Origin of the sequence: Clostridium akagii DSM 12554, from assembly GCF_000686725.1 — a bacterium.
Classification (GTDB): Bacteria; Bacillota; Clostridia; order Clostridiales; family Clostridiaceae; genus Clostridium_I; species Clostridium_I akagii.
This window is the reverse complement of record NZ_JMLK01000015.1, coordinates 97,454-123,656: the sequence shown is the minus strand read 5'-3', so window position 1 is coordinate 123,656 and position 26,203 is coordinate 97,454. Positions and strand designations below refer to the sequence as shown.

The 26,203-nt window shown below is 30.5% G+C and carries 21 protein-coding genes, 1 rRNA gene and 1 riboswitch; of the genes, 4 read left to right on the top strand and 18 right to left on the bottom strand.

The features are described 5' to 3' along the window. The 5 genes from BR66_RS0109615 to BR66_RS0109595 form a co-directional block, all read right to left on the bottom strand. Positions 1-125, bottom strand: a 16S ribosomal RNA gene (locus tag BR66_RS0109615); the annotation flags it as partial. 502 nt (positions 126-627) lie between these two features. Continuing rightward, the gene (locus BR66_RS0109610) at positions 628-1,725 is read right to left on the bottom strand and encodes a 6-phosphofructokinase (RefSeq protein WP_026882750.1); all 1,098 of its coding nucleotides are present in this window, start codon (positions 1,723-1,725) and stop codon (positions 628-630) included. A 94-nt stretch (positions 1,726-1,819) separates the two neighbouring features. Then, positions 1,820-2,266, bottom strand: a complete 447-nt coding sequence (locus tag BR66_RS0109605) for a hypothetical protein (RefSeq protein ID WP_026882749.1) — start codon at positions 2,264-2,266, stop codon at positions 1,820-1,822. 131 nt (positions 2,267-2,397) lie between these two features. Beyond that, positions 2,398-3,234 (bottom strand): undecaprenyl-diphosphate phosphatase, encoded by an 837-nt coding sequence (locus BR66_RS0109600; protein ID WP_026882748.1) that lies wholly within the window; start codon positions 3,232-3,234, stop codon positions 2,398-2,400. A gap of 74 nt (positions 3,235-3,308) precedes the next feature. Continuing rightward, positions 3,309-4,289: a type I phosphomannose isomerase catalytic subunit gene (locus tag BR66_RS0109595; RefSeq protein ID WP_035795903.1), complete on the bottom strand. Its 981-nt coding sequence runs from the start codon at positions 4,287-4,289 to the stop codon at positions 3,309-3,311. Between the two features lie 253 nt (positions 4,290-4,542). On the opposite strand from BR66_RS0109595, the gene BR66_RS0109590 reads away from it, so the two are divergent. Beyond that, the gene (locus tag BR66_RS0109590) at positions 4,543-5,400 is read left to right on the top strand and encodes a YitT family protein (RefSeq protein ID WP_026882746.1); all 858 of its coding nucleotides are present in this window, start codon (positions 4,543-4,545) and stop codon (positions 5,398-5,400) included. Between the two features lie 146 nt (positions 5,401-5,546). On the opposite strand, the gene BR66_RS0109585 is transcribed toward BR66_RS0109590, so the two are convergent. The 5 genes from BR66_RS0109585 to BR66_RS0109565 are packed head-to-tail and all read right to left on the bottom strand — an operon-like array spanning position 5,547 to position 11,141. Then, the gene (locus BR66_RS0109585) at positions 5,547-6,512 is read right to left on the bottom strand and encodes an ABC transporter ATP-binding protein (RefSeq protein WP_026882745.1); all 966 of its coding nucleotides are present in this window, start codon (positions 6,510-6,512) and stop codon (positions 5,547-5,549) included. After that, on the bottom strand, positions 6,505-7,488 hold the full coding sequence (locus BR66_RS0109580) for an ABC transporter ATP-binding protein (RefSeq protein ID WP_026882744.1): 984 nt from the start codon (positions 7,486-7,488) through the stop codon (positions 6,505-6,507). The genes BR66_RS0109585 and BR66_RS0109580 overlap by 8 nt, the downstream gene beginning before the upstream one ends. A 6-nt stretch (positions 7,489-7,494) precedes the next feature. Continuing rightward, positions 7,495-8,412 (bottom strand): oligopeptide ABC transporter permease, encoded by a 918-nt coding sequence (gene opp4C, locus BR66_RS0109575; protein WP_035795900.1) that lies wholly within the window; start codon positions 8,410-8,412, stop codon positions 7,495-7,497. Positions 8,413-8,431: 19 nt separating this feature from the next. Then, entirely contained in the window at positions 8,432-9,388 is a 957-nt protein-coding gene (locus BR66_RS0109570) for an ABC transporter permease (RefSeq protein ID WP_026882742.1), read from the bottom strand. Between the two features lie 46 nt (positions 9,389-9,434). Continuing rightward, the gene (locus tag BR66_RS0109565; RefSeq protein WP_026882741.1) at positions 9,435-11,141 is read right to left on the bottom strand and encodes an ABC transporter substrate-binding protein; all 1,707 of its coding nucleotides are present in this window, start codon (positions 11,139-11,141) and stop codon (positions 9,435-9,437) included. Positions 11,142-11,291: 150 nt separating this feature from the next. Beyond that, a riboswitch (SAM riboswitch) is annotated at positions 11,292-11,394 on the bottom strand. Positions 11,395-11,655: 261 nt separating this feature from the next. On the opposite strand from BR66_RS0109565, the gene BR66_RS0109560 reads away from it, so the two are divergent. After that, complete coding sequence (locus BR66_RS0109560; RefSeq protein WP_156946270.1) at positions 11,656-13,014, top strand: Mur ligase family protein; 1,359 nt, start codon at positions 11,656-11,658, stop codon at positions 13,012-13,014. A gap of 28 nt (positions 13,015-13,042) precedes the next feature. After that, a complete protein-coding gene (locus BR66_RS0109555) occupies positions 13,043-13,768 on the top strand; it encodes a type 1 glutamine amidotransferase (RefSeq protein ID WP_026882739.1) in 726 nt (241 codons plus the stop codon). Positions 13,769-13,817: 49 nt separating this feature from the next. Here the strand turns inward: BR66_RS0109555 and BR66_RS0109550 are convergent, their stop codons facing one another. The 8 genes from BR66_RS0109550 to BR66_RS0109515 all read right to left on the bottom strand — a co-directional run bounded on the left by BR66_RS0109550 (position 13,818) and on the right by BR66_RS0109515 (position 25,467). Beyond that, positions 13,818-15,755 (bottom strand): ATP-binding protein, encoded by a 1,938-nt coding sequence (locus BR66_RS0109550; RefSeq protein WP_026882738.1) that lies wholly within the window; start codon positions 15,753-15,755, stop codon positions 13,818-13,820. Between the two features lie 17 nt (positions 15,756-15,772). Next, positions 15,773-16,138, bottom strand: coding sequence for a response regulator (locus BR66_RS0109545; protein WP_026882737.1), 366 nt, complete (start codon positions 16,136-16,138; stop codon positions 15,773-15,775). Between the two features lie 54 nt (positions 16,139-16,192). Further along, positions 16,193-17,083, bottom strand: a complete 891-nt coding sequence (locus BR66_RS0109540; protein WP_026882736.1) for a cyclic di-GMP-binding domain-containing protein, MshE-related — start codon at positions 17,081-17,083, stop codon at positions 16,193-16,195. Positions 17,084-17,373: 290 nt separating this feature from the next. Then, positions 17,374-18,780, bottom strand: coding sequence for an amino acid permease (locus tag BR66_RS0109535; protein ID WP_026882735.1), 1,407 nt, complete (start codon positions 18,778-18,780; stop codon positions 17,374-17,376). Positions 18,781-19,065: 285 nt separating this feature from the next. Then, on the bottom strand, positions 19,066-20,052 hold the full coding sequence (gene galE, locus BR66_RS0109530) for a UDP-glucose 4-epimerase GalE (RefSeq protein WP_026882734.1): 987 nt from the start codon (positions 20,050-20,052) through the stop codon (positions 19,066-19,068). A 100-nt stretch (positions 20,053-20,152) separates the two neighbouring features. Further along, a complete protein-coding gene (gene clpB / locus BR66_RS0109525) occupies positions 20,153-22,768 on the bottom strand; it encodes an ATP-dependent chaperone ClpB (protein WP_026882733.1) in 2,616 nt (871 codons plus the stop codon). A 110-nt stretch (positions 22,769-22,878) separates the two neighbouring features. Then, entirely contained in the window at positions 22,879-24,138 is a 1,260-nt protein-coding gene (locus tag BR66_RS0109520) for a helix-turn-helix domain-containing protein (RefSeq protein ID WP_026882732.1), read from the bottom strand. A 24-nt stretch (positions 24,139-24,162) separates the two neighbouring features. Further along, entirely contained in the window at positions 24,163-25,467 is a 1,305-nt protein-coding gene (locus BR66_RS0109515) for a helix-turn-helix transcriptional regulator (protein ID WP_026882731.1), read from the bottom strand. Positions 25,468-25,817: 350 nt separating this feature from the next. Here BR66_RS0109515 and BR66_RS0109510 point away from each other — a divergent pair, with 350 nt between their 5' ends. Next, positions 25,818-26,186 carry a DUF2089 domain-containing protein gene (locus BR66_RS0109510; RefSeq protein ID WP_026882730.1) on the top strand — a complete coding sequence of 123 codons (369 nt, stop codon included), beginning with the start codon at positions 25,818-25,820 and terminating at the stop codon, positions 26,184-26,186. Positions 26,187-26,203: the final 17 nt, after the last annotated feature.

Here is a 26,203-nt window from a genome sequence, read left to right as displayed (position 1 = left end):
GAGGCAGGTTACCCACGTGTTACTCACCCGTCCGCCGCTAGAAACCCGAAGGTTTCTCGCTCGACTTGCATGTGTTAAGCACGCCGCCAGCGTTCGTCCTGAGCCAGGATCAAACTCTCATAAAAAAGTGTTTGATTAAGCTCATTTCGCTTAATATAAATATTTTAAATCTTATTTCTAAGATTCAAAGAAATTTGCTGGTTTACTTAATTCTTATTCTCTGTTTAATTTTCAAAGATCACTGTGTTGCCGTTAAGCAACTCTTATATAATATCACAAGTTCAAACCCTTTGTCAATACTTTTCTTTTGGTATCAATTACAGTTTGTTGTTTCTTTTTTTCTCGTTTGTTTCTTGCGACGTGTTCTATAATACCATAATTATTTGCCATAGTTTAATATGTATTCCTCAATTATTCAAATTAAATTCAATATCCTTTGTTTAATTATATATATTCATTAATTTATTGTAATTGATACACACGGCATAGTATATGATTATAAAATATGTTTTTACAACACTTTCATAAATTCAAGGCATCCAAAAGGATTTCAATTCCTATATGTTCTTATCTCTTTAAGATACCTCAAATGAAATTTTAAGGGATAGTAATTTAGTTTAATTACTATCAATCAGCAAATGATACACCTATACTTCTTCCTACTCTTATAAGTTCACCATCAACATCTACGTTTCTTGTCTTACCTATAACGTTTTCAAGTGATTCAGATGATATCTTATTTCCAGCTAAGCATACCATTCTTCCAAATTCTCCGTCATTTATCATTTCTACAGCCTTCACCCCATATCTTGTAGATAAAATCCTATCATAAGTTGATGCATTTCCTCCCCTTTGAATATGACCAAGTACTGTACATCTAACCTCATGATTCTTAACTAACTCTTCTAAATCAGTTGCAAGCTTATTTCCTATTCCTCCAAGTCTTATAGGATCAGGGCTATCTTTTACTATCTTGCTTACTACAACATCTCCATATTTAGGTTTTGCACCTTCTGCAACAACTATTATACTAAATAATTTTCCTAAATTTTCTCTTTCTCTTATCTTGTTAACTATCTTATTGATGTCATATGGAATTTCTGGAATTAATATAACATCTGCAGCACCAGCAATTCCAGACTCCAAGGCTATCCATCCTGCATTTCTACCCATTACTTCAAGTATCATTATTCTATGATGGGATTCTGCTGTTGTATGTAGTCTGTCTAGTGCTTCTGTTGCAACATCAATAGCTGTATTGAATCCAAACGTTACATCTGTTGCAGGTAAATCATTATCTATTGTTTTAGGAACGCCTATAATTTTCACACCTTTTCTAGCAAAATCCCTAGCACTAGTTAATGTACCATCTCCTCCTATTACAACTAAAACATCTATGTTAGATTTTTTTAAATTTTCTATAGCAATATCTGATACGTCTTTTTTTATTACTTTTCCACCATCCTCCACAGCATAATCAAATAGATTATCTTTGTTTGAACTATACAAAATAGTTCCACCCTTGTGCAATATTCCAGAAACACGTTCCAATGTTAATGGCACGGCTTGATTGTTGTATAGCCCTCGATATCCAAAAGTATAACCAATAACTTCATAACCATATTTAAGAATTGCTGTTTTTGTAACCCCTCGAATTACAGCATTTAATCCAGGACAGTCCCCCCCTCCAGTGAGTAATGCAATCTTTTTTATCTTATTATACATAACTAGTCCCCCTCATTCCATATTCAATTAAATTATACATTATTTGTATTTAAATTGAAATGATATTTTGAACAATATTACTATACTTAATAATTTATAAATGATATTTATTACAAATAGTATCACTTGATTTTTTATCATATCCATTTTTCATGTATTGTTCCAGTGTTTCATGCATCTCTACATAAAATCCTTGGTCTTCACTTATCATTTTATTTTTAATCAATTCCTTTATTACACCTTTATTGAAAATAATTTTCCATTCTTCATTGTCTAAAAATTGTTTATATCTTTCATATTCTGATTTTTCTACTTTCTGAACATACTGGCCATCATAAAATATTATTATTTCATTTGATACTACCAAAATTTTTTCTACCATCGAACATATTGGTGTATCTAAAGTATCTGAAACAATTAAAATAAGAAGCTCCTTTGCATCCTTTACCATTTTTGAACACTGCACTCTACCCATACCTATATCATTTTTTATCCATTTACCATTGCTTATAAGCTCATCAATTTTGATTTCCATATCCATTTTACAGCACTCCTCTAGAAATATATTTACATTTATTATTACCTAAATACAAAAAAAAACCCGTGAACAAATCACGAGTTTTAAAAATCAACTTATTTTATTATAACTATTTATGTATCAATATAACTATTCTAAACATTTATCACTCTAGTTGCTGCCAATACTAAAAATATAACGGCAAAAGCTATTCTATATATAGCAAATATTCTCATTGGTCGTTTCTTTAAGAAGTTCATAAATTTTTCTACTACAAATAGTGCAACTATAAAAGAAACAACAAATCCAATTGCTATCTCTATTCCTTGCATTGCGGTTATAGATGACATATTTTTAATTAATTCATAACCTGTTGCTATAAACATAGTTGGAATAGCAAGAAAAAAAGAAAATTCTGCTGCAGCAACTGTTGTAAGTCCTACGATCCATCCACCCATTATTGTGGAAGCAGATCTTGAAAATCCAGGCCAAACTACAGAAATACATTGAAAACATCCTATTAGAAATGCTTGTTTTAATGTTATATCCGCTATGTCCTTTGTACCATTTCCATTTCTATATTTGTTCTCAACTAATATCATAAGTATACCACCTACAAGTAGTGCTAATGATACAGGCAATACCGCCATAAGATGGGCATTAACAAATTTATTTGCTAGAAGTCCAATTACTCCAGAAGGTATAAATGCTACAATAAGATTTCTCCAAAGTTTTGAACCAAAACTTTTAAACGTTGGATCAGCTATTGTCTTGAATGAATGAAGCAGTTTGTCCCAGAACAGTACTACTACAGCAAGTATAGCTCCTAACTGAATTACAATCCCAAACAATTTACTAAAGTCTCCAGTAAAGTTAAGAAAGTCACTAAACATTATCAAATGTCCCGTTGATGATACTGGCAAAAATTCAGTTATACCTTCCACTATTCCAAGAATAATTACTTTTATAATAATCAATATATTTGCAGTCATATTTTTTTGCACACTCCATTCTCTTATTTTTTTAATTTTAAATGTTACTACTTTATACTATCAATTAAAAAGATTTATAATTCAATTTTACTTATTATTTCTTTTTCAACTTTTTGCACGTCAGGTACATATGATTTTAAAAGTTTTATATTGCCTTTTATTTCGTATCTTCCAAGATATGCTGGAATAAAAATACTGTCTCCTGCTACTATGTTTTCATTTCCACCCTCAAAATGAATAGCTCCATTACCTTCAACACAAGTAAATATGTAAAATCTATCCTGATCACTATTTTCTACAACACTGTTTTTAATATCATAAAGTTCAAAAGAAAATTTATCACACAAATTGTAATAAGTTTTATCAAAATCTTCTCCCTCGATCTTTAAACCCTGACTTTTTTTGCCTACAAGATCAAAATCTATAACATCTAAAGCCTTAGCCACATGAATTTCTCTTCCTCTATTGTAGTCATATACTCTATAAGTTGTGTCACTGTTTTGTTGTATTTCAGCAATAATGACACCTTCTCCTATTGCATGTACCATTCCACTTTTCACGAAATATACTTCGCCTTTTTTAACTGGTATTCTATTTAAATATTTATCCAATGTTCCATTATTTATTGCATCCTTAAACTGTTCTTTTGTACATTCTTTTGTACCAACCACTAAATTTGCACCTTCAAATGCATCGACCACATACCAAATTTCTGTTTTCCCAAGTTCTCCTTCAACTCTATGTGCATATTCATCATTTGGATGAACTTGAACAGACAATTTATCCTTAGCATTGATTAATTTGATTAAAAGAGGAAACATTTTAGCATTTATTTTACTTCCCAGTATTTTTTCACCTTGTTGTTTTATAAGGTTATCAAATCTAGTACCTTTAAATTCGCCATTGGCAACAATACTCATTCCATGTTGGTGACATGCAACATCCCAGCTCTCGCCAATCTCTCCATCGGGCAAATTTTTTCTAAGGTTTTCTAAATCTCTTCCGCCCCAAACTTTTTCATAATATAAGTTTTCAAATTTTAATGGATAAAGCATAATTTAATCTCCCATCTACTCATAATAAGTTTCACACATAATACATATTACAGCTATAAACTATAATTTTCAATTAAATATGCTCACATTATTGTTAATTTATACATCAAATCTACACTTTAATATCATTACGTTCAAATAATCCCTAGCATGAATTCTTATGTAGTTTGTAAACATAGATAAGTTATGCTAACATATACACGTAAATTTAGCCATTATACATTACTAAAAGAGTTTATTTAAGGAGATTATTATGAATACAAAATCGAAACAATATTTAATGCTTATAGGTGGCACTGTCCTATATTCGTTGTATGCTTCACTGTTACTAACACCAGCTAAAATAGGTACTGGAGGCGTACTTGGAATTGCACTTTCCCTTCATAGTTTATTTAACTTTAAAATAGGTATCACTTCAATAGTTTTAAATATACCATTATTTATCTTTGGTTTTAAATTTTTAGGCCGGAAATTTGCCATAAAAAGTGGAATTATTGTACTGTTTTCTTCTCTTATGATTGACTATATAAGTTCCTTGCTTCCAAATTTTTCTATACTACCCATTAATGATAAACTAACTTCAGCCATTTTTTGCGGTGTAGTTTCAGGGATATCCATGGCAATGTTATTTATGGGTGGTGGATCTACAGGAGGCTTTGACATATCTGCCAAGGTTTTTAGAAACAAATTCAAGAATGTACAGCTGTCTCACATTCTACTTATACAAGATTTTTTTGTATATGTGTTTGTAGGAATAGTAATGGGACCTCATTCAGTATTATATGCTCTTATAATGAGTTTTATCCGTTCTAAAACAATAGATACGATGCAGGAAGGTATTGCTTCCTCCAGGCAGTGTGTAATAATATGTAATAATTATGAAGAAATTATTGAAGAGGTAAACACAATACTTGGAAGAGGAGTCACTGTGTTAAATGCCACAGGTGGTTTTTCACACAACAATAAAAAATTCATCTATGTGGTGGTACAAAAGCATCAAATTACTGCGCTAAGATTGATTATAAAAAAAATAGATCCTTTAGCTTTTGTAGCAGTTTCTCCAGTTAACGATATCTTGGGAAATTACAAACAAAAATCTCTCTCCGTATAGCATAATCCATGGGTACTGCCCCAAATGTTATATCCTAAAAATACAAATGAGTTCAGGATGCCTTTTTTATGCCACTATTTGATAACATATATAGGCATCCTTCTTCTCATAATTTTATGGTAGTCAACCACTAATAGAAAAGCTAATTAAGCAAGATGACATGCTGATTGATGACCTTCTGCTATTTCTTTAAGCTCCGGTACAGTTTTACTACACTTGTCCATAACATAAGGGCATCTGGTGTGGAAACGGCAACCACTAGGTGGATTAGATGGACTAGGAATATTACCCTTAAGAATTATCCTATTTCTTTTTAAAGTAGGATCCGGTACTGGTATGGCAGATAAAAGTGCCTTTGTATATGGATGCTGAGGATTACTAAATAATTCATCTCTTGTAGCTAATTCTACGATAACTCCTAAATACATAATAGCAATTCTATTACATAAATGTTCCACAACGCTTAAATCATGAGATATAAAAAGATATGATAATCCTTTCTTTTGTCTTAGATCACTAAATAAATTTATTATCTGTGCTTGAATTGACACATCAAGTGAGGATACCGGTTCATCTGCCACAACAAATTCTGGATTTAGAGCCATTGCTCTAGCAATTACTATTCGTTGCCGTTGTCCTCCTGAAAATTCATGGGGAAATCTATCAATATAGTTAGAAGACATGCCACATAATAAAATTATTTCCTCCACCTTTTCACGCACATTTTGTTTTGTAGCAAATCCGTGTTCTAAAAGAGGTTCCCCAATTGCATCACCAATTCTCATTTTAGGATCCAATGAACTGTAGGGATCCTGAAATATATATTGAACCTTGGGTCTTAACGCCTTTAGATCTTTTTTAGAGAGATTATGTATATCAATGCCACCAAATTTTACTGTTCCTGAAGTTTTTTCGTTCATTCTAAGAATTGTTTGACCTATAGTTGTCTTTCCACTTCCCGATTCTCCAACAAGACCAAACGCCTCTCCCTTATTAATGCTAAAGCTTACTCCATCCACTGCTTTTACATTACCAACTACCTTTCCTAAAAAGCCACCGGTAATAGGAAAGTATTTTTTCAAATTATTTACTTCTAATAATATCTCACTCATATATAACTCCTTCCTCATAAAGCCAACATGCTGTTTTATGACTATTAGATTCCGAAATAAATTTCGGCATTTTTGTTTTGCATATATCCATACATTTTTCACATCTATCACTAAAATAGCATGATTCTTTAAGTTCTGATAAATCCGGTACCTGCCCTTTTATAGAATAAAGTCTTTCCCTTCGCTGTCCAATAATTGGTTTAGACTTTAAAAGACCCATTGTATATTGATGTTTAGGGTTTTTAAATAGCTCTAGTACTGGGGCTTCTTCTATTATTTTACCTGCATACATTACAATCACATAATCCGCCATTTCTGCTACAACACCAAGGTCATGAGTGATAAATAATATAGAAGTATTATATTCCGCTTTAATATTACGAAGTAGATCTAAAATTTGAGCTTGAATGGTTACATCTAATGCAGTAGTAGGCTCATCTGCAATAATAAGTTTAGGATTACAACTTAGGGCAATAGCAATCATAATTCTTTGTAGCATTCCTCCGCTTAATTCATGAGGGTAAGATTTTATTATTTCCTCTGCTCTTGGAAGCCCGACAATATTAATAAGTTCTATGGCTTTGTTATTTGCTTCTTTTTTACTTATTAAAGTATGTTCCATTATTCCTTCTATCAATTGCTGTCCTATTGTGAATACTGGGTTTAGTGATGTCATAGGTTCTTGAAATATCATAGCTATTTCATTACCTCTTATGTTTCTAATGTCATTTTCACGCATTTTCAAAAGGTCTTTATTATCATATATAATTTCTCCACTAACAATTTTACCTGGTTCATTTATAAGTCTCATAATTGACAGTGATGTAACACTTTTTCCACAACCTGATTCTCCAACAATACACACTGTTTCACCTTTTTTGATTCTAAAGCTTATATTATCAACTGCTTTACTTACCTCTTCATCAGCATAAAAGTAGGTTTTTAAATTATTAACTTTTATTAAATCTTCCTTCATAATTATTTACCTGCCTTTCATTTTGGGATCTAATGCATCCCTAAGTGCATCACCTAACAAATTTATAGCCACCACAGTTAAAAATATAGCCATGCCTGGTGGAATCCAGAGCCAAGCTCTTTTTTGAAAATCGATCAAATTATTTGCCGCATTTATCATGTTTCCCCAAGATGGAGTTGGTGGTATAACACCAAGCCCAAGGAAACTTAATGTAGACTCACTAAGTATCCCACTAGCAGTACTTAATGTAGCTACTACTATTAATAAAGGAAATGTGTTGGGTATTAGATGATTAAATATTTTTCTTCTATCACTTAATCCAAGCACATCTGCTGCTTTCATAAAAGTTTGTTCTCTCAGAGAAAGTACTTGTCCTCTAATAAGTCTAGCAAGACCTGGCCATCCAACCAGACTTAGCATTAGCATAACAATGTACAATCTATAATCTGATGACACCTTTAATTCTGATAATAAAGCACCTACAATAATGAGGAGTGGTAATCCTGGAATTGACATTAAAATATCTGCAATACGCATAATTATATTGTCTATTACACCTCCGTAATATCCAGAAACAGCTCCTAATATAGTACCTAATATAAGTGAAAGTATCATAGATGTAATTCCTATTGTTAGTGATATTCTACCTGCAAGCATTAATCTAAGTAGAACATCCCTTCCATAATCATCAGTTCCTAGAATATGTGCTAAATTAGGTGGATTTTTAATCAATGCAACTTCAACATCATTAGAATTATATGGCGATAAAAATGGACCAACAAAACTGAATAAGAGTATGAATACAAGAAAACCAATACTAATCACAGCTAATTTGTTTTTTAATAACCGTTGAACTGCTTGATGCCATTGAGTTTCTGATCTCTTTTTTGATGGTTCCAGTTTATGTTTATTAGCTAAAAGCATATATAGTTATCCTCCTTTCTTATTTTAATCTAATTCTTGGATCTGCCACCGCATATAAAACATCGGCAAAAAAGTTCCCCATAATAGTTAAAAATGACAGAAGCATTGTAAATGTCATTAGTACTGGATAATCTCTAAAACTAAGTGCCTCAAGTTGCAACCTACCAATACCTGGCCAATTAAATATTTGCTCTGTTATAATAGCTCCAGAAAAAAGCCCAGGAAGTTCAAATGCTAGCAAAGTAATTGCTGGTAAAATGGCGTTTTTTAAAGCATGCTTAAATACAATAGTCCTCTCCTTTAACCCCTTTGCTCTTGCTGTTCTTATAAAATCTAATTTAAGAGCATCAATCATTCCCGATCTAAAATATCTTGTAAGTGAGCCTATACTTAAAAAAGTAAGTATTCCAACTGGAAGTATCATGTGCCTTATAACTTCTAAAACATATGATAAACCGGTAGATGTACTACCAGTATCTATCATTCCGCCTAAAGGTAAGATCTTGAGATCTACTCCAAAAAACTTAATCATCAAAAGACCTAGAAAAAAAGATGGAAAAGACAATGATGCAAATACTCCTAAAGTCACCAATCTATCGAAAAGCGAATGTTGTTTAGTTGCTGTATAAACACCAATCACCAATGCTATTGACCATGTAAGCGCTAGGGTAACTATGGCGATAATAAATGAGTTCCATATATATTGATTTATTAGTTTTGTTACTGATTCTAGGTACTTTAGCGAAAATCCAAAGTTACCTTCCATTGCATTTTTTACCCATATAAAATATCGCATTATTATAGGCTTATCTAACCCATAAAGCACTCTAAGTTCATGAGCTCTTTGAGCTGTAATTTGTCTATTTGAATCAATATAATCTCCTGGCATTAAGGCAAACAAATAAAAAATTATTACTGAAACACCTATGAGAGTTGGAATCATATGTATAAATCTACGCAATATATATTTTTTCATATAAACCTCCTAAAAATGTCTAGCTAAAAGCTAGACATTAAATGTTTTAGTTTTCAATTTTTAGTTTTGATAAATTAGTTGAAGAAACTCCAGAAAAATTATTATTATCTAATCCCTTAATTCTACTATTCCAAGCTTTTACACTTTTTCTATAATCAATTAATATAACTGGTGGATTATCTGTTAACTCTTTATATAATTTTTGGTAAATTACTTTTCTCTTTTTAATATCAACAGTACTTACGCCTTCACTGATTAATTTATCAGCTACAGGATCTGAATATCCCGAAACATTTTCAGAAGTTTTTTTCGATGAGAATTCTTCTACTGAATCATTTGGGTCAACTAAACCACTTGTGCGAACAGAGGCTAAATCATAATCACCTTTATTAAGTTTACCAACCAAAGTATTAAAATCCATAATTTCAGGTTCAAAATCCACACCAATAGCCTTATAATCTTCTTTTGCTATGGGAATAATTTCATCAGTGCTTTTTGTAGTTAAATATGAAAGTCTAAGTTTTTGGCCATTTTTCTCACGTATACCGTCACTACCAACTTTCCAGCCTGCTGCATCCAATAGTTTTTTTGCTTTTGATTGATCAAATTTGTATTTATTTATACCATCTTCATTATATGACCACACTAGTGGTGATGTAGGAATATTAGCTACTTGTCCATAACCTTTATACTTTACGTCAATAATTTTTTGACGATCAAGCCCATAAGTAAGAGCCTGCCTAACTGATTTATCTTTTAAATAAGATTTTTTATTATTAAAATAAATATAACCATAATCACTTACAGTACTTATCCTTACATTAGCAAAACCAAAGCTTTCTAATTCATCCACAGTATCCTTGTCTGTAGTAAAACCATCCTCATCCGTTTCTCCAGTTTGGAATAACTGTAAATTTGTGTCCTTTGATGTAACTTTGTAAATAAGATTTTCAATTTTAGGTTTTCCAGCATAATAATTATCATTTGCTGTATAACGAACTTCTTGTCCTGGAATATACTTATCAATCTTATATGGACCGGCTCCTAAAGGCGCTGCATATAAAGCTTTTAAATAATCTAGACTGCCCCTCTTATAGTCCTTACCATAATATGTCTTTGATAAAACCTGCCCTCCTAAAATAGTTAAATTAAGTGGGTTTACTTTTTCAGTAGTAATCTTAATTGTAAGTGGATCAACAACCTTAATACCTTCTATTGAATCCGATTTACCATCTTTATATGCCTCACTACCCTTTATAAATGAAGTTGAAATATCAATATATCCACTATACGCCGGATCATCCAAAATTGTTAATGTGAATGCAACATCATCTGCGGTTAAAGGTGATCCATCACTAAATTTTAATCCTTCTCTTAAATGGTACGTATAAGTCAAGTTGTCTGATGATATATTCCAGCTCTTAGCAAGATCTGGAATAGGATTACCTTTTGGATCTTGGCCAACGAGTGATGCAAAAATAGGATCAGTAGCATTTCCATCCCAGCCATTATCATAAAAATATGGTAAGAAAACTCCTCCTGGCTCCGATATAGCTGCAACGAATGTATCTGTACGTTGTTTTGCTTTATCTGGACTTTTGCTAGGATCCGTTGCCTTAATGTATTGATCTCCAATACTTGATACTTTTGATGCCTTCACATTTTGGTTTGAAGCTACTTTTGTCCCACATGATGATAAAAACATAACTGCACTAACAGATAAAATAATTGCGCTAATAAATCTTTTTTTCAATAAAAACACCCCTTTTTTAATATGTTGAACCTTGAATTATATATTGTAATTTTTTGGGCTAATTTTCCTTCCCGTAAAAATGGCAAACAAATAAACTAAAAAAAAATCTTCTCATAGATAAAACTAAGAGAAGATTTTAAAATTCTTTTAGTCTTATCTTTCAAAACAATCTGCTGAAATTGGCACCGATAAACTACTAGTTCCGGTTGTCAAGGATTCATAGGGTCAGTCCCTCATCCTTTCTTGATAAGAATTATATGTTATATTCAATTATAAAATATGCTAGTTTACGCCTCTAAATATTATAGATTTTATACCAGTTGTTCTTTTCCTACTATTTGTATATGTTTTGTATAATTTGCTATGTTTTTATACTACCTTAATTGTTTAATAAAGTCAATATCAATAGTATAATTTAAGCAATGGACTTTCTAACCCATATGATATACAATAAAATCTGTATAAATATAATAATATATTGTGTTTTACACACTAATATATTCCCTAGTAGGAGGTGTCTGTGATTAAAATTAAATCTTTACTTAGCATTTTGATTTCAAAAGTAATAATTAAATTATCCAAAACTTTGTTTAAAGGTGGCTCTAATTTTCCTGGAAAGGTGGCACTAAAATTAGATAAAAACATCCTTAGCACCGTTGCAAAGGATTATAAAATCATACTGGTAACTGGTACAAATGGAAAAACAACAACTACCAGTATGATTTACAATATGATTAAAAGTAACAATAAATCTGTTATTACAAACAGTACTGGTGCTAATCTTGAACCTGGAATAACTTCTTGTTTTATTGACAATTACAGATTTAATAAGGATACTTCAGAAAAATATGCAGTAATAGAAGTAGATGAAGCTAATCTTAAATTTATTACTGAATATTTAGTGCCAAAAATAATAATAGTAACTAATTTATTTAGGGATCAGCTAGATAGATATGGTGAGGTTTATACAACCTTAACAAAAATATTAGAAGGTATAGTTAAATCACCTGAATCTACTCTATTATTAAATGGTGATGAATCTCTACTTGGAGATTTAAAAGTTCCAAACCCACAACTATTTTACGGTTTTGAATGTTCTCCAAACAAAAGCACAGTAGTAGATATAAATGCTGATGCAAAATTTTGCAAGAATTGCAAAAATGCTTATTCCTATGAATTCATTACATATAATCATTTAGGAAAATTTTATTGTGAAAAGTGTGGTTATAAAAGACCAGCTCTTGACTATTTTGTTAATTCCATAGATGAACTAACTACTTCAAGTTCCTTAGTTAAAATAAATGATTTCCAGTACACAATTAATCAACCTGGAGTTTACAATATATATAATGGACTCTGTGCAGTGGCGGCTGCTAAAATTTTAGAAATAGATGAAGAAGTTATTAGTAGCGCTCTCAAAACTACCGCTAGTAGCTTTGGTAGACAAGAATCCATTCAAATAAATGGGAAAGAAGTTAAAATAATATTAGTTAAAAATCCAGCTGGTTACAATGAAGCTCTTAACACCGTTTCAATAGACCAGAGAAGTTTAAACTTATGTATGTTATTAAATGATAACTATGCAGATGGACGAGACGTTTCTTGGATTTGGGATGTTAATTTTGAACAACTTAAAAACCTAAATATTGCAAATACAATTGTTGGTGGATCAAGATTATATGATATGGCTGTTAGACTTAAAGTGGCAGGTCTTGATTACAGTAAATTTTCAGTATGTGAGAACCATGAAACTTTATTAAAAAGTATAGAAGATTGTCCTGGGGAAATTGTATACATACTTGCCACTTATACAGCTATGATTAATTTTAGAAAATTCTTACACGGCAAAAAGCTTATTAAGACTCTCTGGTAAGCTACATTTTAAATTGGTGGTGAAAATAATGGAACTTAACATTTGTCACTTATATCCTGATCTTTTGAATGTTTATGGTGATGTAGGTAACATATTAATACTAAAATATAGAGCTTCTAAAAGAAATATCGATGTGAATGTATATAATGTATCTCTTAATGATTCTTTTAAGGCTGATGACTACGACATAGTTTTTTTCGGTGGTGGACAGGATTATGAACAGTCCATTGTTTCAAATGATTTAATACAAACAAAAAAAGATGAAATTTTCAAATATATTAATGGGGATAAAGTATTCCTATCAATTTGTGGAGGGTATCAGCTTTTAGGTACTTACTACACAACACCTGATGGTGAAAGGCTAGATGGTCTAGGTATTCTTGATATACGTACAGACGGTGGAGATACAAGATTCATTGGAAATACTGTTATTAAAAATGAAGAGACTGGTGAAACCCTTGTTGGTTTTGAAAACCATTCTGGAAGAACTCACATTCATGATTCAAAACCCCTAGGTAAAGTTATTTCAGGCTTTGGGAATAATGGTTTTGACGGTTTTGAAGGTGTTATTTACAAAAATACTTATGGAACATATTTTCACGGTTCGCTTTTATCTAAAAACCCTGAACTTGCAGATAAATTAATTAAGACAGCTCTAGAATTAAAATATGGTGAAGTGGAACTAGAACCTTTAGATGATGAATTTGAAATTAAAGCAAAAGAATTTATCATCAATCGAGAAAATCAAAAATAACTAAAAATGCGGTAGCGCTTAGATGCATCTAAGTGCTACCGCATTTTATTCATTCTATCATTGGAACTACAAATTCGAATCTTGTAAACTTGCCCTTCTGTGTGTACATTTTCACAGTTCCACCTATGTTTTCTATTTCACCTCGCACTGCAGCGAGTCCAACACCTCTACCTGAAAGCATGCTCACTTGATTCTTCGTGGAAAATTTATCCATAAAGATAATTTCTAGTATTTCTTCTTGTGTAAATGTATCTATCTCATTTCTGGAATATATACCTTTTTCTATTGCTTTTTCTCTAATTATTTCATAATCAATTCCATTGCCATCATCTGAGATATTCATAATAAATTTACCTTCTGCTTTTTCTATGTAGCAACTTATTTCACCATATTCAGCTTTGCCAGCATAAATCCTGGCATCCGGTTCTTCAATCCCATGATCAATAATATTTTTAAATATATGTACAAGCGATCTTATGAATTTTGTGTACCTTTTCTTGTCAATATAAACATCATCACCATATATCTTAAAATCATCAATAACTTTATCAAGCTTTTCTGCCATGCTTTTAGTATAATCATTGTAACTGCCTATAATATGCTTTACATTTGTAAATTTCAAGTTGTTTATTATCACCAGCATGTCCTTCTGATCCTTACCCTGATATTTTCTCTTTATTTCTTCTTCTATATCGTTTAATCTTTCCTCACTAACAGCAATTAAATCCTCCTTTTCAAAATATCCGTCACCTAATGAACTATCAATGGTTTTAATATCTTTGCTTATAATCTTGTCACCGTTAACATTCTTTACAAATTCAACTATATCATAAATATTAACATTTTCCATATTGTCTAACATTACAGATAATCTGTCTTCTAGTTTATGTAACCTTTTAGATGTATTGTGCACGGAATACAATGCAAAATCACCTTTCATAGTATGCACAATCCTATATATCTCATATAATATTTGTTTTTTATCATTACAGCCATTTATTATTTCATAGGCTCCATCAGTGAAAAATTTCTTTAAATTTTCAAACGCACTGTTTACCTCTTCTTTGTGCTTTATTGTCTCAATTATTAATTTCACATTATTTTTTTCCTCGATATTTTTATTTTCTAAAATTTCTTTTTCTGTTATATCTGTTAAAATAATCATTATTGATTTTTGTGAAAGATTATTTATTACTTTCCACTGAATCTCAATGGACTTTTTGTTTATCTTTATTATTTGGGGTAATACAGATAGGTAGATTTTGTTTTTTGCCTTACTTGGCTCATTAAAAACATTTGAAAATACATCTCTCATAATTTGTATATTTTCATCTTCCATTGATAATGCTAGCATATCCAGTATATTTTTATTTTCAATTTTATTTCCGAATATTTCAATGCATTCCCTACTATACTCTGGGTATATATTAAGATCTTTACCAAACAAAAGAAATCCTTGCCCTGCATTATTTAGCAAATTTTTAATAGAAGAATTTTTTTGTTCTATTTCCATTGAGTGAATTTTTTCTACTTCATTTGCTTTTTTCAGTATTAACTGTTGCTTGCTTAAAAGTTCTATCTCTCGTTCCTTTGTTTTAGACATCTCTATTAATAACTCACGTATACTAACTACTCCAGCACATTTATCATCTTCTAAAACTACAATAAAATCATACAAATCATCTTTGCTTCTATTCATAGCAATAAAACCTATTTTAGCCATATCACAAGAAATATCAACACATACAATATGGGATTTCATAATCAATTGAATATTCCGGTTCATATAAAGGGAATATCCGAATTGTCTTCCAACCTTTTGATAAAAATCAGTTCTCATTAAAAGTCCAACCGGTTTATCCACATCAGCTATTACTATGCCTTCTACTTCTTTATTGGCTTCAAAGTATTCATGAACAACATTTCCTTTTACTTCTATGGAAAATATAGATACATCCTGAACTAATTTAGCAATTGTTTCTCTCATAAAATCACCCTACCAATTTATTCACTAGTTAGAGCCTCTTCAATTGAAGTCAATACTTTTTCTTCATCAAATGGTTTTGTAATATAATTTTTTGCCCCATTATTTAAAGCATCAAGAATTTTATTTCCTTGACCAAGTGCTGTAATCATAATTACCTTAGCATCATCATAGCTATTCATTATCTTTTTTAGAGCAGATATCCCATCTAAATTTGGCATTGTTATATCCATAGTAACTATATCTGGTTTCAATTCTTCATATTTTTCATAAGCTTCATTACCATCTGCTGCTTCACCTATAACTTGATGACTTGATGTTTCGATTATTCTCTTAAGCTTCATTCTAGAAATTAAAGAATCATCAACAATTAGTATATTTGCCATTTTTAATTACCTCCATTATATAACTATTTATTTTTTCAAACTATTATTCTTTGCTTAAAATATAACTTGGGTAGAAATTATAATATCTATCTTACCGAAGCTTAAATGACATGGAATTTTGTACATTTTTTCCACACTTACTATTTTCCCTTTTTCACGAATTTCCTGAGGACATAATTCAAGTTCCATACCTACATTAGATAGGTTTGATAAAAACAAACCATTTTGGCAATTAATAAATTCACCTAATGAGTCCTTTGCCATATCATTCATTTCAGCACATTCTTCCTCTGCATAAATAGAAGCAAATTTAGACATTGTTTTTTCATCTCCAGCAAACCCAGTAAATATATGCAGTGGACCCTGAATTTGTTGCATAGCAATATATTCGTAATTATAGGATGATATCATTTCTGACTTTTCAATCATAATTTCTCCATCGACGAACCTAATTAAATTCCTAATAAAGAGTTCTAAATATTCATAGTAGGTTTCTTTATTTAAATTATCTTCTACTTTAAAAAACATACTAACAATTTTATCTATGTCATTATTTTTTAATATTGCTATCTCCTCAGAAGTAAAACGCGAGTCTTCTTTATATTTAATTAAAACATCTTCATATTTTTCAAAAGTAAAATACCCTTTGTCAATTAGTCCTTGTCCTAATAAAACATTGGACTTTTTTTGTGAATGGAGTAGTTCTTCCAATTTTTCTTCTGTTAAATACCCTTCCTCTATAGCTAGTTCTCCAAACCTACTATCTTTTATTGTCTGCATACTAATGACACTGTTAACTTGCTCAGCGCTCATATATCCAAAATCAATAGCCAAAACTCCAAGTTTTACTCTTATAGCTTTTTGAGCTTCCAATACATCTTTAAGTTGTTCACCTGTAATTATTTTTTTCTCTAGCAAATAATTTCCGAAATACTGATTAAACATATTAACGCTCCCTTCAATTTAACCCCTTAAGCATATTTTTTTAAATAGTTAATTGGTATGTTAGTTCCTTTTATATAGACATCTTATGTTATATGTTCACATAAATATTAATGTATTATCATGTTGAGTTATAGCATTAAATTGTTAATTACAAGTAAAGTTTTAATTTACTACAAAATTTTTACTTATTGTTTGATAATTTAAATAAAAATAGCACCAAGATGGCTTTTTAATCCCATCTTGGTGCTATTTTTGTAATTACATCACTATAAATATAAGTTTATGTCACACTATAAGATTCCTTCAGAGTCTTTGTTTTTTTCCAAATCATTTAATGTACTATGTTTTACTCCATAAGTGAAATAAAGGATTATTCCCATTGATAACCATATAAGGAATCCTATCCAAGTTACGAGTTTTAATTTACTCAATAACACTAGACAGCATACTACTGTTATTGCAGGTAAAACTGGTACCCCTGGACAGCTGAATTTTCTTTTAAAGTTTGGCATTGTTTTTCTAAGTACAATAACTGCAAGAGAAACAACTATAAAACTCACTAGCGTACCTGTGCTCAAAAATTCAACAATTATATCAAGAGGTAAAACTCCAGCTATTAAAGCTGCAACAATACCAGTTATAGCAGTTGCTATATAAGGTGTATCATGTTTTTCGTGTATTTTTGAAAATGCCTTTGGGATTAATCCATCTCTAGACATAACCATAAATACCCTTGTTTGGCCATATAAAACCGCTATCATTGTTGAAATCATTCCAAGGATTGCTCCTACTCCAACTAAAGCTGATCCCCAAGTGATTCCCACTCTTGCCAATGCTCCAGGTACTGCATTTTGTAGCAAAATTTCTTTGTATGGAACCATACCTGTAAGTACAAATGCAACTGAAATATAAAGTACAGTTACTACTGCTAAACATATAAGAAGACCTCGTGGTACATCCCTATTGGGATTTTCAGCCTCTTCAGCTGTAGTTGATATTGCATCAAAACCAATATATGAGAAGAATATACTTGCTGTACCTGCAAAAATACCTTTAAATCCAAAGGGTGCAAATGGTTTATAATTTACAAAATTAATATGAGATACTCCAAGAAACAAAAATAAAACTATAACAAATAATTTTACACATACAATAGTATTATTTACACGTGAGCTCTCTTTCACTCCACGATACAACATATATGTTAAACTTAATGTTATCAAAACCGCTGGTAAATCTAGAATTCCACCCTTACTTGGTGAGGCAGTAATCGCATGAGGAATATTAATTCCTACATTTTGTAGAATACCTACTAATGTTCCTGACCACCCAGAAGCTACAGCACTACAGGCAACTAGATATTCTGCAGTTAGACACCATCCAACTATCATAGCTATAAATTCTCCAAATGCTATATATGCATATGAATATGTACTTCCTGATACCGGAAACATAGTTGCTAGTTCCGAATAACAAAGTCCACATAGACATGCAACTATGCCTGCTAAAACAAAAGAAACAATAATTCCAGGCCCTGCCATATGAGCCCCTGTACCCGTTGCTACAAATATTCCAACTCCCACTACTGCTCCAATTCCTAGAGCTGCAATATCTCTTGCCTTAAGATTTTTTTTCAAATGTGATTTTTTTGCACTGTCAAGCATACTTTCCAATGTCTTTTTCCTAAATATGTTCAATTGTAAAGCCTCCTATATTCTTTAAGTTATCATATGTATTATCAAAAGTATAATTTTATTATCATTTTAATAAATTATGTAACTCTCATTATATAAGTATTTTTATGAATTTTAAAGGGTATTTGCACTTATTAGTTAATATTTTCACACATTTTAGTATAAAACGTTTTCATTTTGACATTTTCACATAGATATAACACTTATCTATTATTAATAAATGGGATTAACAATTGGTAACATACCGCTAATTGTTAATCCCATTTATTAAATATATTTTATATTACTCTATCTTCCATATCCATTTTCATGTGAATTTTGCCATTTCCACGCTGTTTCAATTATTGTTTCCAATGAATTAAATCTAGGTTTCCAATTAAGTTCTTCCATTGCTTTCTCTGAAGAAGCTATCAATATTGCAGGGTCACCTGCACGTCTTGGAGCTATTTCAGCATCAATATTAAGTCCAGTTACCTTTCTCGTAACATCCACTACTTCTTTTACTGAAAATCCCTTACCATTTCCAAGGTTATATGTAGCACTATCTTTGCCACTTTTTAGTCTTTTAAGAGCTAGTAGATGTGCACTTGCTAAATCAGTTACATGAACATAGTCTCTAATACATGTACCATCAGGAGTTTTATAATCATCTCCAAAAATATATATTTTTTCTCTCTTTTTAAGTGCTGCTTGAAAAATTAATGGTATAAGATGAGTTTCAGGATTATGATCTTCACCAATTTTTCCATTAATATGAGCTCCTGCAGCATTAAAATACCTTAATGCTGTATATTTTATTCCATAGGCCCCATCGCACCATTTTAATATTTTTTCTACAGTAAGTTTTGATTCACCATAAGGATTTGTTGGGAATGTTTTATCACCTTCTAAAATAGGAGTATTTTCTGGTTCTCCATAAGTAGCTGCTGTAGATGAAAATACTATGTATTTTGTACCGTAATCTCTCATAGCCTCCAATAAACTTATAGTTCCTCCTACATTGTTAGCAAAATACTTTAATGGATTTTCTACGCTTTCACCAACAAGTGAATCAGCTGCAAAATCAATAACTGCTTCTATTTTATTTTCTTTAAATACCTTATCTAGTATTTTTCTATCCCTAATATCACCTACATATAACTTGCCACCTAAAACTGCATCAATATGACCTTTTTGAAAATTATCAAGAACTACTACATCTTCGCCATTTTCCAAAAGCTCTTCTACCATATGACTTCCTATGTAACCCGCTCCGCCACAGACTAATATAGACATGTTTTTTCCTCCTCAAGCTAACTAAAATATAGCTATACTTATAATTAATAGTACAAACTATTATTATAAGTATAGCACAATTTAACATATTTTCTTAATTCTAATTAGTTAAGCTTTTGTAACTTTCTATCAATAAATCATTGTCTTCTCCTGAAACTTTTATGGTCATACCATCGTTAATATTTCCAGATATAATTTCTCTGGCAATTTTAGTTTCAAGATTATTTTCAATATATCGTTTTAGTGGTCTTGCTCCATATACAGGATCATAACCTTCATCAGCCATAATTCTTTTTGCACTATCTTCAATTGTAATTTTTATGTTTTTCTCTCTGAGTTTTGTTTTTATATCTTCAGTAAATATATCAATAATTTTTACTATTGCCTCTACATTTAATGGTTTGAACATTATTATATCATCAAGCCTATTTAAAAATTCAGGTTTAAATCTGGACTTCATGTCATTCATTATGTTCTTTTTAACTTCTTCACTAATACCATCCCTAACATCATCATTAGTCAAATATCTGCTTCCTATATTAGAGGTCATTATTATTATACTGTTTTTGAAATCTATAGTTTGCCCTTTACTATCGGTAAGCCTTCCATCATCTAAAATTTGGAGAAATATATTAAATACATCATCATGAGCTTTTTCTATTTCATCAAATAATATTACACTGTATGGTTTTCTTCTTACAGCCTCTGTAAGTTGCCCACCTTCTTCATAACCAACATATCCTGGAGGTGCTCCAATAAGCCTTGACACAGAATATTTTTCCATATATTCTGACATATCAATTCTTATTATATTTTCCTCACTATCAAAAAGTGTTCTAGCTAATGTTTTGGCTAGTTCTGTTTTCCCAACGCCTGTAGGTCCAAGGAATATAAATGAACCAATAGGTCTTTTTATATCTTTAAGTCCAGCCCTCGCCCTTATAACAGCATTTGCTACAGATGTTATGGCTTCACTTTGACCTATAACTCGTTTGCTAAGCTCATCTTCAAGTCTCAGAAGTTTTTTCCTCTCACCTTCCAAAAGATTTGACACAGGTATTCCCGTCCATTTTGAAATAATATCTGATATTTCAACTTCTGTTACTTCTTCTTTTAAAATTGAATTTTCTTTTTTATCATGAATTAGATTTTGTTTTTCTTCTATTTCCTTTGTAAGCTTTGGTACTACTCCGTATTTAAGCTCTGCTGCTTTATTTAAATCATATTCTCGTTCTGCTTTTTCGATAAGCCCATTTGCTTCCTCGAGTTTTGTCTTTAATTCTTTGATCTCAGTTATTTTGGATTTTTCTTTTTCATATTTCGAAGTAAATTCTTTATCTTTTTCTTTTAGCTCACTTAACTCTTTTTCGATTATTTCTAGTCTTTTTCTGGAAGCCTCGTCGCTTTCTTTGCTTAGAGCTTCTTTCTCAATTTCCATTTGAAATATTTTTCTTTTAAGTGTATCCATCTCCGCTGGCATACTGTCTATTTCTGTCCTAATCATGGCCCCCGCCTCATCAATCAAATCTATGGCCTTATCTGGCAAAAATCTGTCCGTTATATATCTATTAGAAAGCTTTGCAGCTGCTATAATTGCTGAATCATGTATTCTTACTCCGTGATAAATTTCAAACCTTTCTTTTAATCCTCTTAAAATAGAGATTGTATCCTCAACAGTTGGTTCTGAAATTACAACAGGTTGAAATCTTCTTTCAAGTGCTTTGTCTTTTTCTATATACCTTCTATATTCATCAAAAGTAGTAGCACCAATACAATGCAAATCTCCTCTGGCAAGAAGTGGTTTTATTATATTTGCTGCATCCATTGCACCTTCACTTTTTCCTGCTCCAACAATAGTATGAATTTCATCTATAAATAATATTATTTTCCCGTTACTACTTTGTACTTCCTTTAAGACAGCCTTTAGCCTCTCCTCAAATTCTCCCTTAAACTTTGCTCCTGCTATAAGTGAACTCATGTCTAAAGAGAAAAGAATACAGTCTTTTAAACCATCTGGAACATCCCCCTTTACAATTCTCTCTGCAAGACCTTCAACAATTGCCGTCTTTCCAACACCAGGCTCTCCTATCAAAACCGGATTATTTTTGGTTCGTCTTGATAATATCCTTACAGTTCTTCTTATTTCCTCATCCCTTCCAATTACAGGGTCTAATTTATGCTTTTTTGCCTCACTTACAAGATTTATCCCATATTTATTTAAAGCGTCATAAGTTCCTTCTGGATCTTGTGAGTCAACTTTTTGGTTTCCTCTTACTTTTGATAGAACCTGCAGAAATTCTTTTTTGGATACATTATTGTTTTTTAGTATAACTGATATAGGCTCACTTCTACCAAGATTTAAAATTGCTAAGATTACATGTTCTGAACTTATATATGAATCTTTAAAATCCGTGGCTATTTTTTCAGCATCAACAAATAATTCATCATATTTTCTAGTTATATATATTGAAGAATTATCAGCACCTTTGCCAAGTACTTTAGGCATTCTATCTAATTCCTTTTGAATATCTATTTTTAATTTTTCTACATCCACACCCATTTTACTGAAAATATTAGGAATAAGACCATCTTCCTCAGAGACTAGTGCCATAAAAAGATGTATAACCTCTATACTCTGATGATTATTCTTTATAGCCACCTCTCTAGATTCATTTATTGCCTTTCCAACCTTAACTGTTAATTTTTCACTATTCATATATTCCATCTCCTAAAAAAATAATTTACAAAAAAATTAATTAAAGGTGTTAAACTAACACCCTTAATTATATACTAACCATTAAAATATAACTTAATAATTTTATTTTATTATAATTTTTCACTTAATTTTATTGCAAAAGAAAAATATTTTAGTGCTTCAGGAGTGTTTTCATTTTTGTAATATAAATTACCTAGTTCTAAATACCTATTATAAACCTGCTTCTTAGTACCTATTTTCAATAAAATATCTAAGGATAAATTCATATACATTTCAACCATTTGAAATGTTTCGGTACTACTTATTGTTACTGCCTTAAAGTAGTAGGCTTTCTCAATAAAAACATGATTATCCAAATCAATTGCATAATTTAATATCTTATCCGTAAGATCCCTTGCCTTATCAATTTTATTTATATCTATCAAAGTTTGTATTACATCAATCATAAAATTCACATAACCAAATTTATCCTCATCAGGATATAAATCCATTGCTTTGCCTATATATTCATAGGCATTTTCGCTTTTTTTTGTACCAATCATTGCTGATCCATATCTGTACAAGAAAATTGCTCTTTTTCTAACGTTATCTTCGCATAACTCCAAAGATAGCTTTTTATATTCCTCAAATTTATCATTATTCACTTTAATACAAAGAACAGCCAATAAATTATAAATTTCAGCCTTATAATCATCTCGATTCAGTTCATCCATGTAATCCATTAGCTTAACAACTATTTCATAAGATTTTTCATACTTTTTTATAAGTAAATAGCAGTTTGCCTCCTGATAAATGGCATTTGTAATCATCTTGTAATCTTTTGATCCGTTTAAAATTAAGTCTTTACGTACATTATTAAAATAACTTGCTGCTTGAAAATATTCATTTCCCATGTACAAATATCTTCCAATATCAAGATAATAAATTAATCTATTACTATCTTCGCCAGTTTTCCCACATAAATTATAGTATTTAGCAGTGTAACCTTGGCATGAATTAACATCTCTTATATCCAAATAATAATTAAATAATAAATGCATAATATTAAAAGCGATTGAATAATATCTATATTCTTCTGCGTATTCCAAGTTATATTTAAACATTTTTTCATGTTCAGATTTAATAGAATTAGAAAAGATATTATTCAAGTTTTCTTTTAATTGTTCTTTAATATCTTTTGTTAAATAGTCGATATCAATCTCCAATCTTTCTGCAACTAATTTTATTACCCAATCTTCTGGAACTATTTTTCCATTTTCAATGCAACTCATTTTAGAAATTGATATTTGATCAGAACATACATCCTTAAGAGTATATCCCTTGTATATACGTGATCTTTTGATTTTTTCACCAATAGATAGTATTTCCATGCCCCACTCACCTATCTTTTCCGCTTATATGTATTTAACTACTCCAAGTTGTTTAAATGCTTCAACGCCCTGGCTCAAATATTCAGCTGCTTGTTTATCATCACCATTGTCCATATAAAACTTACCAATAGTTATAGAAAGTTCACCTACATATTTTGTAAGGGATACTTCTTTTGCATAATCTAACGCCATAAGTAAAGTTTTTTCTGCATCTTTAATATTTTTATCCAAAATGTCCACTCTATATTTTAGTAAATAATATTTTATTAAGCTATCTGCGTTTTCCGTAGATATATTTTCCATTATCTCTCTAAGTACTTCTCGTGCATTTTCAACGTTTTTTAGCTTAATATAGTTATCACATATATTTGAGAGTGTTTCAATAATTGAATTTTTGTCACTTTTTATCCTGATTTCTTTGGCATTATTTAAGTGAATAAAAGATTCTTCTAAATTATCAAATTCATAAAATAATCTACCCAAATCATTTTCTATATCACCAACATATGCCATATCTTTATTTTTCTTAAATACATCAAGGGATTTTTTTGAATATTTTATTGCATTGTTTATATCCTGCTTTTTGATATACTCCTTAGATAATAGCAAAAGTGATTTGCCATACTCTTTGTTATTGTTTATTTCAAAAAATTTTTCTTTTGCAAGATAGCTGTAATTTATTGCCTTATCCATATTATCTAGCTTAAAATAAATAAGAGCTATATAATAATATATCTCACCAAGTAAAAAATCATTTCCAATATCATTTTCCTGGAAAACCTTTTCCGCCTGCTGAAAGTAACTACAAGATGAGTGATATGCTTTTAAATCAAGTGTTATCTTGCCAAGCTTCACATATGTGTTAATTACATCTTCTTGTAGACCGATTCTAATAAAAATAGCATTCGCGGCTAAAAAATACTGCTGTGCTAGTCCCATTTCATTTTGTTCTGTACTTATTATTGCTCGTAGATATAAATTTTTGGCCTTTCGACTATCCAAAGAATACTTTTCTGCATAATACATAGCACTTTCCAAAAATTGCTCACCTAGTTGGAGTTCATTGTTCAAAATATGCGATTCTCCGACATTTTCATAATAACTACATATTTTTTCCGCTTGAGTTTCTTCAGATTCCATTAAATATTCCACGGAAGTATTTAATGCTCCTGCTAAATATTCTAATAAATCCATACTCGGATTAGACTTACCTGATTCCACTAGGCTTATTTGACCTGGTGTTATTCTATCTCCAGCTAAGTCTTTTAGCGTCATACTAAGATCTTTTCTTCTTGATTTGATTTTTTCACCTAAAGACAGCATTTCCATATTTTATCTTCCTTTACCTTGGTATGCATTTGTAAAAAATAAGCATATTTTTTTATATCACAATAATATGTTCTATTATATCATAATTTCTTTGCTATTTACAAAACAAACCATGAATTAAATTAAATTATTTTTTAAAATATTTTACAGCTTATTAGTATTTTATCTATATTTTTACTAATATATTTAATATAATTATAAATTGTTTTTATAGAGTTATCTTAATATAATCAATCAATTATTTGATTATATTAATAAATTTAAATATTATTATTAAATTATTTAATTTAAGTATTGATTTATTTAATATATCATATTATAATAAAAATATAGAAAAGGAGATAGTAATTATGACCTATAAAGTAATAACTAAATGTCCTATATGTAGTTCAAAACTACATATTATTAAACTTAAATGTAACAAATGTGGTACTGTACTTGAAAATGACTTTGAGTTTTCTAAGTTTGAATGCTTAGAAGAGGAACATCTTAATTTCATGGAAGTTTTTCTAAAGTGTAGAGGAAATATTAAGGACGTAGAGAAAGAGCTTGGCATCTCATATCCCACCGTAAGATCTAAATTAGATGAAGTGGTTGCTGCACTTGGCTATTCTACTGAAGTTAAAAAGGCCACAACTAACAACAAAGAAATACTAGATATGCTAGAAAAAGGCGATATATCAGCCCAGCAGGCCATAAATTTGATGAAGGAAAATTAAAATTTGAAAGGATGTAT

Excerpts from the sequence above, each read along its gene's own strand:
- BR66_RS0109610 (WP_026882750.1), bottom strand. The coding sequence starts at position 1,725 with ATGTATAATAAGATAAAAAAGATTGCATTACTCACTGGAGGGGGGGAC.
- BR66_RS0109605 (WP_026882749.1), bottom strand. The coding sequence starts at position 2,266 with ATGGATATGGAAATCAAAATTGATGAGCTTATAAGCAATGGTAAATGG.
- BR66_RS0109600 (WP_026882748.1), bottom strand. The coding sequence starts at position 3,234 with ATGACTGCAAATATATTGATTATTATAAAAGTAATTATTCTTGGAATA.
- BR66_RS0109595 (WP_035795903.1), bottom strand. The coding sequence starts at position 4,289 with ATGCTTTATCCATTAAAATTTGAAAACTTATATTATGAAAAAGTTTGG.
- BR66_RS0109590 (WP_026882746.1), top strand. The coding sequence starts at position 4,543 with ATGAATACAAAATCGAAACAATATTTAATGCTTATAGGTGGCACTGTC.
- BR66_RS0109585 (WP_026882745.1), bottom strand. The coding sequence starts at position 6,512 with ATGAGTGAGATATTATTAGAAGTAAATAATTTGAAAAAATACTTTCCT.
- BR66_RS0109580 (WP_026882744.1), bottom strand. The coding sequence starts at position 7,488 with ATGAAGGAAGATTTAATAAAAGTTAATAATTTAAAAACCTACTTTTAT.
- opp4C (WP_035795900.1), bottom strand. The coding sequence starts at position 8,412 with ATGCTTTTAGCTAATAAACATAAACTGGAACCATCAAAAAAGAGATCA.
- BR66_RS0109570 (WP_026882742.1), bottom strand. The coding sequence starts at position 9,388 with ATGAAAAAATATATATTGCGTAGATTTATACATATGATTCCAACTCTC.
- BR66_RS0109555 (WP_026882739.1), top strand. The coding sequence starts at position 13,043 with ATGGAACTTAACATTTGTCACTTATATCCTGATCTTTTGAATGTTTAT.
- BR66_RS0109550 (WP_026882738.1), bottom strand. The coding sequence starts at position 15,755 with ATGAGAGAAACAATTGCTAAATTAGTTCAGGATGTATCTATATTTTCC.
- BR66_RS0109545 (WP_026882737.1), bottom strand. The coding sequence starts at position 16,138 with ATGGCAAATATACTAATTGTTGATGATTCTTTAATTTCTAGAATGAAG.
- BR66_RS0109540 (WP_026882736.1), bottom strand. The coding sequence starts at position 17,083 with ATGTTTAATCAGTATTTCGGAAATTATTTGCTAGAGAAAAAAATAATT.
- galE (WP_026882734.1), bottom strand. The coding sequence starts at position 20,052 with ATGTCTATATTAGTCTGTGGCGGAGCGGGTTACATAGGAAGTCATATG.
- clpB (WP_026882733.1), bottom strand. The coding sequence starts at position 22,768 with ATGAATAGTGAAAAATTAACAGTTAAGGTTGGAAAGGCAATAAATGAA.
- BR66_RS0109520 (WP_026882732.1), bottom strand. The coding sequence starts at position 24,138 with ATGGAAATACTATCTATTGGTGAAAAAATCAAAAGATCACGTATATAC.
- BR66_RS0109515 (WP_026882731.1), bottom strand. The coding sequence starts at position 25,467 with ATGGAAATGCTGTCTTTAGGTGAAAAAATCAAATCAAGAAGAAAAGAT.
- BR66_RS0109510 (WP_026882730.1), top strand. The coding sequence starts at position 25,818 with ATGACCTATAAAGTAATAACTAAATGTCCTATATGTAGTTCAAAACTA.